We start from the raw sequence: 12,115 nt of genomic DNA on the forward strand, positions 1-12,115 counted from the left end.
CTGGAAGGGAAAGGCTCAGGCCTTTTCCTTCCAGCCATCATCCTTCAGGACCGGGCCCACATCCAGAACCGGAGAGGCATCGATATCATCGGCATCCATCATATTGGCCACGCGCTGAAGTGATGCCAGAATCATCGTCTGCTCCCATTCCCGAAGGCTCTGGAACTTTTTGATAAAGTCTTCCTGGAGCGGGTTGGGCGCGCGTGCAAGTATGTCGGCGCCACTGTCGGTCAGGTGCGCATGCACTTTACGCTTGTCTTTTGTGCTGCGTACACGGTAGACCAACTGACGATGCTCGAGGCGGTCAAGAATGGTTGTTACTGTCGCCTGGCTGAGGCTTACCCTGTCGGCAATCGTACCAATGGTCACCTCACCCAGATGGCGAATGGTCCGCATGATAAGAAGCTGCGGCCCCGTGAGCCCGGAAATCTTGCTGAGCCGTTTGGAATGAAGGTCTGTAGCCCGGATAACACGCCGGAGTGCTACCAGAACATGTTCGTAATTATCCACTGCGTTACTGCTCCCATAAGGCCAGCCGGCCTGTTGTTTACACCACTAATTATTAGAGGCCTTCGTACCATTAAATGCAAGTAGCGGTTTTTACGTGCTTGGCGCAAAATGACCACTAACGCAGTAAACCAATCGCCAACTTGACAAGGTTACATGGGTGGTGTTTGTTTACAGATGGGATCATAACAATAACGCGAACGCACACAGGGACAAGCGCAATGACAACTTCACTTAAAAAGCTCGTAACCGCTATAGGCGCGTCTGTTGCCCTCATGGGCGCAGGCCACGCAGCAGCAGAGATTCAGATCGGCATTGCCGGCCCGGTAACCGGTCCGGTGGCACAGTATGGCGACATGCAGTTTTCCGGCGCTCTGATGGCTATTGACCGCATCAACGAACAGGGCGGTGTCCTGGGCGAAAAACTGGTACCGGTAGAATACGACGACGTCTGCGACCCCAAGCAGGCGGTCACGGTTGCCAACCGGCTGGTTAACGACGGTGTCCGCTATGTTGTCGGACACTTGTGCTCCAGCTCCACCCAGCCGGCGTCGGATATTTACGAAGACGAAGGCATTCTGATGATTACGCCGGCTTCAACCAGCCCGGAAGTCACTGCCCGTGGCTACGAACTGATTTTCCGTACCATTGGCCTCGACAGCATGCAGGGACCGGTTGCCGCTAATTATCTTGCAGATCAGAACCCTGAACGTGTGGCGATTGTGCACGATAAACAGCAGTACGGGGAAGGCATCGCCACAGCGGTGCGCGACACTCTGAAAGACAAAGGCGTTGAAATTGCCATGTTTGAAGGTGTCACCGCCGGCGACAAAGATTTCTCTTCTCTGATTACCAAGCTCAAGCAGGCCGATGTGGAGTATGTCTATTTTGGCGGCTACCACCCGGAACTGGGACTGATCTTGCGTCAGGCACGCCAGGCAAACCTTGATGCCACCTTCATGGGGCCGGAAGGCGTGGGCAATAATGACATCAACACCATTGCCGGCGATGCCTCCGAAGGGCTGCTGGTAACCCTGCCTCCGAGCTTTGATGAAAAAGAAGAAAACCAGGAACTGGTAAAAGCCTTTGAAGCCAAAAACGAAGATCCTTCCGGGCCCTTTGTTCTGACCTCCTATGCGGCTGTTCAGCTGATCGCTGAAGGCATTGAAGCTGCAGACTCCAAAGACCCCTTTGATGTTGCCGAGGCGTTGCGAAGCGGTACCTTTGAAACGCCCATAGGTACGGTAGAGTACGACGAGGCTGGCGACATGAAGTCATTTGAGTTTGTTGTGTACGAATGGCACTCAGATGGCAGCAAAACTCCGGCAAAATAAAACAGATCGTTAGTAAACGGCAATCAAGAAAGCACCTTCCGCCTGTGATCCGGGAGGCAGGTGCTTTCCAGGCCCCTGCCAACCCTGCCTCAACCCGGTTACGGCAACCCCGTAAACGGCGTGTACAGCGGAAAAGCAGGCCTCCGGAGCACAACAATAATGCAAGACCTCCTGTATTTTTCTCAGCAGCTCATTAACGGGCTCACGATCGGGAGCGCCTATGCCCTGATCGCCATCGGTTACACGATGGTTTACGGCATCATAGGCATGATCAACTTTGCCCATGGTGAGATCTACATGATTGGTGCCTATACCGCACTGATCGCCATTACCGGCATGACAGCCCTCGGCCTGGCCTGGCTCCCCCTGATCCTTCTTGTTGCGCTGATATGCGCCATGATTGTCTCCAGCTCCATGGGCTGGGCTGTGGAACGGGTGGCCTATCGTCCTGTACGGGGCCGGCACCGCCTGATTCCGCTGATCTCCGCCATCGGCATGTCTATCTTTCTGCAGAACTATGTGCATCTGGCTCAGGGTTCCCGAAACGTCGGCTTCCCGGCGCTGATTGAGGGCGGCTTCACCTTCGGGTCCGGCGAGGCCTTCCAGATGTCATTGTCTTACATGCAGATCACCATTTTTATCACCACGCTGATCTGCATGACGGTGCTTTCCATGTTTATTTCCCGCTCCCGCACTGGCCGCGCCTGCCGGGCGGTTTCTCAGGATCTGGGTATGGCCAGCCTGCTGGGTATCGACACCAACCGCATCATCTCCGTCACCTTTGTTATTGGTGCCGCTCTGGCGGCCGTGGCGGGTCTGCTTCTGGGCATGTATTACGGCTCGGTGGATCCTTTGTTCGGCTTTATTGCAGGGCTCAAGGCCTTCACGGCAGCGGTGCTCGGCGGCATTGGCAGTATCCCGGGGGCCATGCTGGGTGGCCTGATTCTCGGTGTGTCTGAAAGCATGACATCAAGCTATCTGAGCGGCGAGTACAAAGATGTGGTGTCGTTTGGCCTGCTCATCCTCATTCTGCTTTTTAAACCCACCGGCCTGCTGGGCAAACCGGAGGTTGAGAAGATCTGATGGTTAAAAACAACCTGGGACACGCCGCCTTCTGCGCTATTGTCACGGTGATTATCTCGTTTCCGATACTGGGCCTGAACCTGGAGGCCAGGGGCGTAAATATCACCCTCACCGGTGCCAGCACCTCAACCTATGTGGCGATTCTGGTCGCCGCAGCCACAGTATTTGTATTTCAAACTTTCCGCGACTCGCTGATGGGCTTACTGCGCAAAGCGCCGAAACTTAACCCGATAAGCAGAAAGCAGCCCATGGAGCGCTCCCGGCGGGTGAAGCTGGAATCCTGGATTATCACCGGCATTGTTATATTTGCCCTGTTCTGGCCCTTTTTCGTCTCCCGGGGCTCTGTGGATCTGGCCACACTGGTGCTGATCTACATCATGCTGGCACTGGGGCTTAACGTGGTTGTTGGCCTGGCGGGCCTGCTGGACCTCGGGTACGTAGCCTTTTACGCCGTTGGTGCCTACACCTTCGCCCTGCTCTCCGAGTATATGAACATCTCGTTCTGGATGGCCCTGCCCATTGGCGCATTGCTGGCGGGCATCACCGGGATGATTCTGGGCTTCCCTGTCTTGCGGCTGCGGGGTGACTACCTGGCCATTGTTACCCTGGGTTTTGGGGAAATTATCCGTATTCTGCTCAATAACTGGACCAGTCTCACCGGCGGCCCCAATGGCATTGGTGGTATACCCGACCCCACCCTGTTCGGCATGGAATTCGGTCGGCGTGTAAAGGTAGAAGGCAACACCTCCTTTCATGAAACCTTTGGCATAGCCTACAGCGGCGAGCATAAGGTGATTTTTCTGTACCTGATTGCCCTGGTGCTCGCGGTTATCACCGCCCTGATCATTCGCCGCTTTATGCGCATGCCGGTGGGACGCGCCTGGGAAGCCTTACGGGAAGACGAGATTGCCGCCCGCTCTCTGGGCCTGAGCCGAACCGCCGTAAAGCTGTCTGCCTTTACCATTGGCGCCTTTTTCGCCGGCTTTGCGGGCACCGTCTTCGCTTCCAAGCAAGGCTTCATCAGCCCGGAATCGTTTGTCTTTCTCGAGTCTGCCATCATCCTGGCCATTGTTGTGCTTGGCGGCATGGGCTCGCAACTGGGGGTCATTCTGGCGGCGATTGCCGTTACCATTCTGCCGGAGCTGGCAAGGGAGTTTTCCGAGTACCGCATGCTGATTTTTGGTGCAGCCATGGTGCTGATGATGGTGTGGCGCCCCCAGGGTCTGTTACCCATGCGCCGCACTCACATAAAACTGAACCGGCAGGAGTGACAGACCATGCTTGAAGTACAGAATCTGTCTATGCGCTTCGGTGGCCTGCTGGCCGTAGATCAGGTGTCTCTGGATGTTCAGGAACAGGAAATCGTATCCATTATCGGCCCCAATGGTGCCGGAAAAACCACAGTGTTCAACTGTATGAGCGGTTTCTATAAGCCCACCGGCGGAAAAATCATTTTTAAAGGTAAGGAAATACAGGGGCGGCCTGACTACAAGATTTCCCGCCTGGGTATGGTTCGTACCTTTCAGCACGTGCGGCTGTTCACCCGTTTATCCGTTGTAGAGAACCTGCTGGTGGCCCAGCACCGCCACCTGAATACCAACATGCTTGCCGGGCTTATCGGCACCCGTAATTACAGGGAGCGGGAGCAGAGAGCTCTGGACCGGGCCGCTTACTGGCTGGAACGTGTCGGGCTTCTGGAGCTGGCCAACCGGGATGCCGGCAACCTGGCCTATGGCCAGCAGCGGCGCCTTGAAATCGCGCGCTGTATGGTGACCGAACCCAGCCTGCTGATGCTCGATGAACCGGCCGCCGGCCTTAATCCGGCAGAGACCAAAGAACTCAACCAGCTTATTGTGAGCCTGAAAGAAGCGTATAACGTTTCTGTGGTGCTGATTGAGCACGATATGAGCCTGGTGATGGACATTTCCGACCGTATCAATGTCATCAGCCAGGGCTGCCCCCTGGCAAGCGGCACACCGGAAGAGATCCGCCAGAATGATGACGTGATCAAAGCCTACCTGGGCGAGGCCTGACTATGAGCATGCTTTCAGTAGAAGACGTCCATACCCATTACGGCAAGATTGAGGCCCTGCACGGAGTCTCTGTTGAGGTGAACAAGGGCGAAATTGTTTCACTGATCGGCGCTAACGGTGCCGGAAAAACCACACTCCTGATGACGGTGTGCGGAAACCCACAGGCCAGTTCCGGTCGTATTTTTCTGCAGGGTAAAGAGATTACCCGTGACCCCACAGCGCAGATTATGCGTTCCGGCATTGCCATTGTGCCGGAAGGCCGGCGGGTGTTTTCGGGGCTGACGGTAGAAGAGAACCTCCATATGGGCGGCTTTTTCAACAGCAAAACCGAAATACGCAAAAGTCAGGCTCATGTGTACGAGCTTTTCCCGCGCCTGAAAGAGCGGGAAAACCAGCGCGCAGGCACCATGTCCGGCGGTGAACAACAAATGCTGGCCATTGGCCGGGCGCTGATGAGCCGACCCACTATGATCATTCTGGACGAGCCTTCTCTGGGGTTGGCACCTCTGGTGATCAAACAGATCTTCGAGATTATCGGACAACTCAGGGACGAAGGCATTACCGTGTTTTTGGTAGAGCAAAATGCTCATCAGGCGCTTCATCTTGCAGATCGCGGCTATGTTCTGGAAACCGGCAAAATCCGGCTACACGATACCGGCAGAAACCTTCTGAACAACCCCGATGTGCAGAGCGCGTATCTGGGGGGCTGATCTCCTTTATCGATAGTCGCAAAAGTATAGACTTGTAACCGGCAAATCTGCACTATACTTGGTGCAACGGTCTGAAGGTCTGTTTCCACAGGCCCATACCCGGGCCGTTCCCACGGCCAGCTACAGAACTGGCCCCGGGATTTTGCGACGACTTTATAAGCATACAAAGGAGTGGAAAATGAAAAAACTGATCGCAGGTGCAATTCTTCTGGGTGCCTCTTCCATGGCATTTGCCCAGCCAGGCTGTGGTGTTGGCGCCATGATCTGGAAAGGCCAATCTGGTATTGCCCCGCACGTACTGGCTGCCACCACCAACGCTACATTCGGTAACCAGACCTTCGGCATGACCACCGGTACACTGGGCTGCCAGACGAACGAGTCTGTTCAGTCAATGGCCATGTACATGGACAGCAACATCGATAAAGTAGCCCGTGACATGTCACGTGGTAACGGTGAAAACCTGGAAACCCTCGCAGTTCTTCTCGGCGTTGAAGAAGCAGACCGTGGTGATTTCCGCCAGGTGCTGCAGAACAACTTCGCCACCATTTTCCCAACCTCTGACACCACCTCTGGTGAAGCAGTAGATGCAATCGTTGCACTGCTGGAGCAGAACGAGTCGCTGAGCAAATACGTAGCGGCCTGATAGCTGAAATCTGCAGGGATGCCCGTGCGCCAGGGAAGGCGCACTCTTTCCACCCTATCAACTCCGACCGGAATTCGCTTACCCATGGGCCACACGCTTCGTATTGGGCCAGCCCTGCTTTGGCTGGTATTCAGTCTGCCCCTGCAGGCGCAAGTGCAACTCACAGACAAAACCCTGCACCTGGACCCGGCATGGCTCACACTACTTCACTATGAACCCGACTGGTTTGGCAACGGCTATACCAGTCAGGCAGACGATCCGGCATTTTTTCTGAGCGAGACAGGTAAAACCTCGCCGAAAGCGGAACTGGAAGCCACTCTGGCGGCGATACAGAAACCCGGCGGTGGCGATGAACACGCACGGTGCCTGTACCCCGCACGTGACATGTGGCTTCGTGAACGTCTGGACCTGCCGGCACAACCCGCAGACTGCCCGGCGTATCAGGAGTGGAAAAACACTCTGAATACAGAAAGCGTCACGATGGTGTTTGCGGCGTCGTACCTGAACAGCCCGTCCTCTATGTTCGGGCACACATTCATGCGACTGGACCCTCCGCAGGAAGATGAACAGACCAACCTTCTTCTGGCCAGCACCATATCCTATGCTGCGGATGCAGCCGCTCACGACAACGAACTGCTCTTCGCCTACCGGGGCATTTTTGGCGGTTATCCCGGCATTACAAGTGTGCAGCCTTACTATGAAAAGATCCGGCTTTACTCAGACATTGAGCACCGGGACCTTTGGGAGTACAAGCTCAATCTGAATCAGCAGGAAGTGGATGTCATGCTGGCGCACGCGTGGGAAGTGCAGGACCGTCATTTTGACTATTATTTCTTTGATGAGAACTGCTCGTCGCGCCTGCTTGAACTGATTGATTCTGCTCGTCCGGGAACAAATCTGCAGGGTGAAATCACTACGCACGCCATTCCCTCCGACACGGTTCGCTGGATTGTGGACAAGGACCTGGTCGCGGATGTGCATTACCGCGCATCCGCGGCTACATCGGTCGCCCACAGCCTGTCCACGCTCCCCAGACATCAGCAAACCCTGGCAGCAGCCATCGCCAATGGTTATGTGCAGCCCGACAGCGAGGAAGTGCGTTCACTGCCGCCGCAAGAGCGGGCCCACCTGCTTGATGCCACCTACGATTATGTGCGCTATAAAACCGAAGAAGACGGCTGGCCGCGGGAAATAGCCGCGCCTCTGTCACATAACCTTCTGCGTGAGCGCAGCAGAATCGATAACGTTGCCCCCATCGGACCACCACCGGAACCCGAGGTTCGTGACGACCAGGGCCATGACACCTTTCGCCTGAGCCTGGGCGCCGGGCAACTGGCCCATCGTGAGTTCACCCAGCTGACCTTCCGGCCGGCCTATCACGACATTCTCGACCCGCCCGCCGGTTACCGCAGCGGCGCCCAGTTGCAGTTTCTGCGTCTGGATGCGCGCTTGTATACGGATAACGATGAACTGCAACTGGAGCAGCTCACCGGGGTAGAAATCCGCTCGCTGAGCCCGAGAGACGCGTTTTTTACGCCATTATCCTGGCAGGTTGGCTTTGGTGGCCGCCGCACGGATACTGGCGAAAAACGGGTTCTGACGCCCTACCTGGAAGGTGGAGCCGGCGGCAGCTGGCGCCTTGGCCAGAAAACCCAGGCCTTTGCCATGGCCACAGCAGATCTGGAAATTGATGACGACCTGCGCCGTGGCTATGATGCAGCACCCGGGGCCGATATCGGACTATTGCACCAGAACAACCGGTTCAGCCTGGCCGCCGGCGCCAAAACCAAAGCCTGGATTGTCAGCAGCCAGCACCGGCAAGATCAGGTATACGCAAAAGCCAACTGGCATATTGGCCGTGAATTCAGTGTATTCACGGAATTCACCCGGGAAGACCACTACGACAGGTACCAGAGCACATGGCACGCAGGGCTGCACGCATACTTCTGAAGACAACCCGATTGAAAACTGTGTTTATGGCATTGTTTGTTTCAGCCGCCGCCATTGTGCAGAGCGGCTGCAGCAGTCTTTTCTTTTACCCGGACAAAACCAGCTACATAACGCCCGACCGGCTGAACCTGGCCTTTGAAAACGTCTACCTGGATACCGCCGATGGTGAAACCCTGCACGGCTGGTGGCTGCCCGCCTCCGGTGAGGCACTGGGTACTGTCTACTTCCTCCACGGCAACGCCCAGAACATCAGCAGCCACCTCCTTAACGTCGCCTGGCTGCCGGAAGAAGGCTATAACGTATTCACCATCGACTACCGGGGCTATGGACAATCCACCGGCGCCCCCGATATAGAAGGCGCCCTGCACGATTCGGAAACCGGGCTGCGCTGGCTCGCAAACCAGCCAGACACTGAAAACACCCCCATCTTCATGCTCGGCCAAAGCCTGGGCGGCGCCCTCGGGCTCAACCTGGCCAGCGAATGGGTACAAAGAAACGAAACCCCGGAACTTGCCGGCATCATCCTAGACGGCACCTTCTCCGGCTTTCGCGGCATCGCCCGGGAAAAACTCTCCAACTTCTGGCTCACCTGGCCCCTGCAGGCCCCTCTGAGCTGGACCATCCCCGACGAATACGAAGGCGTAGACCACATCGCCAACATCAGCCCCGTGCCCGTTATGGTCATCCACAGCGTCCGTGACGGCATCATCCCCTTCCACCACGGCCAGGACCTCTACGAAGCCGCCGAAGAACCAAAGCGATTCCTGCAGACAGACACACCCCACGCTGCGACGTTCATCATCCCTGCTTACAAGAATGCGGTACTGGAGTTCTTCGAAGGGAGTTGAAAAGCTCGTTGGTCCGTTTCGGCAATATTCCTGGCCTTTATTCTTGCAAGCCACTGAGATGCAGGAGCACTCGTCGGGCAAGGCTTTTCAAAACTGTAGAGGGCCAAGGATGGCCCGAAACAAGCGCACATGGATGTGCTCGTAGCGTGTTTTGAAAAGCCTTGCCCGATGAGTGCCGGCACCAAAGCCAGAAGCCAGAAACAAAAAACCGCCAATCCCAGAAGGAAAGGCGGTTTTTTACTAGATGCGAGTAACGATCAGTCAGTAAAGTCAGTCGGCTGCTCGCCTTCTTTGACTTCCTTCATGGACAGCTTCACACGCCCACGGTTGTCCACATCCAGAACCTTCACCAGAACTTCCTGACCTTCACTCAGCTCGTCAGTCACGTTCTCGATCCGGCGCTCAGAGATCTGGGAAATATGTACCAGACCATCCTTGCCAGGCAGGATGTTCACAAAGGCACCAAAATCTACAATGCGCTCAACACGCCCTTTATAGATAGCACCCACCTCAATCTCAGCAGTGATTTCCTTAACCCGGTTAACCGCCGCCTGGGCTGCTTCCTGGTTGTCTGCGTAGATCTTCACATTGCCATCGTCATCCAGATCGATAGACGCACCGGTTTCGTCACAGATCGCACGGATGGTAGATCCGCCCTTACCAATAACGTCACGGATCTTCTCCGGATTGATCTTGATCGCAGTGATGCTTGGGGCACGTGGAGACAGCTCTGTGCGTGATTCAGCGATCACCTTGTTCATCTCACCAAGGATATGCTGACGTGCGGTGTAAGCCTGCTCCAGGGCAAGCTCCATGATCTCGTCAGTAATACCCTGAATCTTGATGTCCATCTGCAGCGCGGTCACACCGTCTTTGGTACCGGCAACCTTGAAGTCCATATCGCCCAGATGGTCTTCATCACCCAGAATGTCGGTCAGAATGGCGAACTTATCACCTTCCTTCACCAACCCCATGGCAATACCGGCCACAGGTGCTTTCAGAGGTACACCGGCATCCATCAGCGCAAGGCTGGAACCACACACCGACGCCATGGAACTGGAGCCGTTGGATTCAGTGATCTCGGAGACCGCACGGATGGCATACGGGAACTCTTCCATGGTGGGCATAACAGCCATAACACCACGCTTGGCCAGACGGCCGTGGCCGATTTCACGACGACCAGGCGCGCCAACACGGCCAGCTTCGCCTACGGAATACGGAGGGAAGTTGTAGTGGAACAGGAACGGGTCCTTACGCTCACCTTCCAGGGCATCGATGGTCTGCACATCACGGGAAGTACCCAGAGTGGTGGTTACAATTGCCTGGGTCTCGCCACGGGTAAACAGTGCCGAGCCGTGAACGCTGGGCAGAATGCCCACTTCGATTTCAATCGGACGAACGGTCTTGTTGTCACGGCCGTCAATCCGCGGCTTGCCTTCAATGACTTGCTGGCGAACAACGTCTTTTTCGATAGCGCCGAAGTTCTTCTTCACCTCGTCTGCGGCCGGCTGGCCTTCTTCCTCACCCGCCAGCTTTTCTACAGCAGCCGCCTTCAATTCGCTCAGACGCTCGTAACGGGCCATCTTGTCACGGATACCATAGGCTTCCTCGATGGCTCCGGAAAACTCAGTCCGGATAGCGTTCAGCAGCTCGGTGTTTTCTTCAGCCGGCTGCCAGTCCCAGCGGGGTTTGCCGTTTTCTGCAGCAAATTCCTTAATGGCGGCAACCGCACTCTGCATTTCCTGGTGGGCATACAGTACGCCACCCAGCATCTGGTCTTCAGTCAGGCCTTTGGCTTCCGACTCAACCATCAGAACTGCGTCTTCAGTACCGGCAACAATCATGTCCAGCAGAGACGTTTCCAGCTCTTCGAAGCTCGGGTTCAGGAAGTACCCTCGCTCGTTGGTGTAACCCACGCGGCTGGCACCGATCGGGCCATCGAACGGGATACCGGAAATAGCCAGAGCCGCGGATGCTGCGAGCATGGCCGCAATGTCCGGATCCTGGTTCTTGCTGGACGACATGACCGTACAGATCACCTGTGTCTCATTCATGTATCCGTTCGGGAAGAGCGGACGGATCGGACGGTCGATCAGACGGGAAGTAAGCGTTTCTTTCTCGGAAGGGCGACCTTCACGCTTGAAGAAACCACCGGGGATTTTACCCACGGCGTAGGTTTTCTCGAAATAGTTCACGGTCAGCGGGAAAAACGGCTGCCCTGGCTTGGCTTCTTTGGCGCCAACAACAGTACCCAGAACTGAGATGTCACCCACTGTGACCAGCACGGAGCCTGTTGCCTGACGGGCAACGCGGCCCGTTTCCAGAGTGACGGTTTCGCCACCCAGCTCAAATGATTTTTTTCGCGGTTGCAGATCCACAAAGAACTCCTGCGTTATCTTTTCAGATTAATTAATAAGTGACCTCAGGGTGTCCGGTCTGAAAGCTAACAGGCTGTTGCAAAACCCCGGCCTGGCAACGGATACGCTCTTACAGCGTACCGCCCGGGCTTTCAACAACCTGCTATCAATTTCGGCTTTCCAGTACGACAGGAAATCCCGGGTTCACTGATTCGGTTACTGTGATCTTCAAATACACAACCGGCAGGCCCCCTGGGGAGCCCGCCGGCTGCATGCTGCTCTCCGGAATACCGGTGCAGCCGTCAGGCCCTGAGACCTGTTTTAGCGACGCAGACCCAGGCGCTTGATCAGCTCCAGGTAGCGGTCACCATTTTTATTACGAAGATAGTCCAGCAGCTTACGACGCTGGTTTACCATCCGGATCAGGCCACGGCGGGAATGGTGATCCTGCTTGTTGACCTTGAAATGATCCTGCAGCTTGTTGATGTTGGCACTCAGCAGTGCAACCTGCACTTCCGGGGAACCAGTATCACCTTCAGCTTGCTGAAAGTCCTGAACAATCTGTGCTTTTTCGCTGGCAGACAATGCCATAATTCACCTCAATTGTTTGCGATGCAATCGAATCCGGCCGAACCGCGCATCTCTACAGC

General features: G+C 55.7%; 11 protein-coding genes. 8 read left to right on the forward strand and 3 right to left on the reverse strand.

The features are described 5' to 3' along the window. Positions 1 to 15 precede the first annotated feature (15 nt). A complete protein-coding gene (locus FFI95_RS00865) occupies positions 16 to 510 on the reverse strand; it encodes a MarR family winged helix-turn-helix transcriptional regulator (protein WP_144820464.1) in 495 nt (164 codons plus the stop codon). A 218-nt stretch (positions 511 to 728) separates the two neighbouring features. On the opposite strand from FFI95_RS00865, the gene FFI95_RS00870 reads away from it, so the two are divergent. From FFI95_RS00870 to FFI95_RS00905, 8 genes are all read left to right on the forward strand, one after another. Continuing rightward, positions 729 to 1,841: a branched-chain amino acid ABC transporter substrate-binding protein gene (locus FFI95_RS00870; RefSeq protein WP_144820465.1), complete on the forward strand. Its 1,113-nt coding sequence runs from the start codon at positions 729 to 731 to the stop codon at positions 1,839 to 1,841. Positions 1,842 to 2,000: 159 nt separating this feature from the next. Continuing rightward, positions 2,001 to 2,924 (forward strand): high-affinity branched-chain amino acid ABC transporter permease LivH, encoded by a 924-nt coding sequence (gene livH, locus FFI95_RS00875; RefSeq protein ID WP_144820466.1) that lies wholly within the window; start codon positions 2,001 to 2,003, stop codon positions 2,922 to 2,924. Beyond that, entirely contained in the window at positions 2,924 to 4,195 is a 1,272-nt protein-coding gene (locus FFI95_RS00880; RefSeq protein ID WP_144820467.1) for a high-affinity branched-chain amino acid ABC transporter permease LivM, read from the forward strand. The genes livH and FFI95_RS00880 overlap by 1 nt, the downstream gene beginning before the upstream one ends. A 6-nt stretch (positions 4,196 to 4,201) precedes the next feature. Then, positions 4,202 to 4,957, forward strand: coding sequence for a high-affinity branched-chain amino acid ABC transporter ATP-binding protein LivG (livG, locus tag FFI95_RS00885; RefSeq protein ID WP_144820468.1), 756 nt, complete (start codon positions 4,202 to 4,204; stop codon positions 4,955 to 4,957). An 8-nt stretch (positions 4,958 to 4,965) separates the two neighbouring features. Next, a complete protein-coding gene (locus FFI95_RS00890) occupies positions 4,966 to 5,667 on the forward strand; it encodes an ABC transporter ATP-binding protein (RefSeq protein ID WP_144821407.1) in 702 nt (233 codons plus the stop codon). Positions 5,668 to 5,845: 178 nt separating this feature from the next. After that, a complete protein-coding gene (locus FFI95_RS00895; protein WP_144820469.1) occupies positions 5,846 to 6,310 on the forward strand; it encodes a DUF3015 domain-containing protein in 465 nt (154 codons plus the stop codon). Positions 6,311 to 6,394: 84 nt separating this feature from the next. Continuing rightward, the gene (locus FFI95_RS00900; RefSeq protein WP_144820470.1) at positions 6,395 to 8,260 is read left to right on the forward strand and encodes an Lnb N-terminal periplasmic domain-containing protein; all 1,866 of its coding nucleotides are present in this window, start codon (positions 6,395 to 6,397) and stop codon (positions 8,258 to 8,260) included. Next, positions 8,230 to 9,108 (forward strand): alpha/beta hydrolase, encoded by an 879-nt coding sequence (locus FFI95_RS00905; protein ID WP_144820471.1) that lies wholly within the window; start codon positions 8,230 to 8,232, stop codon positions 9,106 to 9,108. The genes FFI95_RS00900 and FFI95_RS00905 overlap by 31 nt, the downstream gene beginning before the upstream one ends. A 257-nt stretch (positions 9,109 to 9,365) precedes the next feature. On the opposite strand, the gene pnp is transcribed toward FFI95_RS00905, so the two are convergent. Next, a complete protein-coding gene (pnp, locus tag FFI95_RS00910; protein ID WP_180322982.1) occupies positions 9,366 to 11,480 on the reverse strand; it encodes a polyribonucleotide nucleotidyltransferase in 2,115 nt (704 codons plus the stop codon). A 306-nt stretch (positions 11,481 to 11,786) separates the two neighbouring features. After that, the gene (rpsO, locus tag FFI95_RS00915) at positions 11,787 to 12,056 is read right to left on the reverse strand and encodes a 30S ribosomal protein S15 (protein WP_144820473.1); all 270 of its coding nucleotides are present in this window, start codon (positions 12,054 to 12,056) and stop codon (positions 11,787 to 11,789) included. Positions 12,057 to 12,115 lie beyond the last annotated feature (59 nt).

Source organism: Marinobacter piscis, from assembly GCF_007671655.1.
GTDB lineage: Bacteria > Pseudomonadota > Gammaproteobacteria > Pseudomonadales > Oleiphilaceae > Marinobacter > Marinobacter piscensis.

Excerpts from the sequence above, each read along its gene's own strand:
- livH (WP_144820466.1), top strand. The coding sequence starts at position 2,001 with ATGCAAGACCTCCTGTATTTTTCTCAGCAGCTCATTAACGGGCTCACG.
- FFI95_RS00890 (WP_144821407.1), top strand. The coding sequence starts at position 4,966 with ATGCTTTCAGTAGAAGACGTCCATACCCATTACGGCAAGATTGAGGCC.
- FFI95_RS00900 (WP_144820470.1), top strand. The coding sequence starts at position 6,395 with ATGGGCCACACGCTTCGTATTGGGCCAGCCCTGCTTTGGCTGGTATTC.
- FFI95_RS00905 (WP_144820471.1), top strand. The coding sequence starts at position 8,230 with ATGGCACGCAGGGCTGCACGCATACTTCTGAAGACAACCCGATTGAAA.
- FFI95_RS00895 (WP_144820469.1), top strand. The coding sequence starts at position 5,846 with ATGAAAAAACTGATCGCAGGTGCAATTCTTCTGGGTGCCTCTTCCATG.
- FFI95_RS00880 (WP_144820467.1), top strand. The coding sequence starts at position 2,924 with ATGGTTAAAAACAACCTGGGACACGCCGCCTTCTGCGCTATTGTCACG.
- livG (WP_144820468.1), top strand. The coding sequence starts at position 4,202 with ATGCTTGAAGTACAGAATCTGTCTATGCGCTTCGGTGGCCTGCTGGCC.
- FFI95_RS00870 (WP_144820465.1), top strand. The coding sequence starts at position 729 with ATGACAACTTCACTTAAAAAGCTCGTAACCGCTATAGGCGCGTCTGTT.
- rpsO (WP_144820473.1), bottom strand. The coding sequence starts at position 12,056 with ATGGCATTGTCTGCCAGCGAAAAAGCACAGATTGTTCAGGACTTTCAG.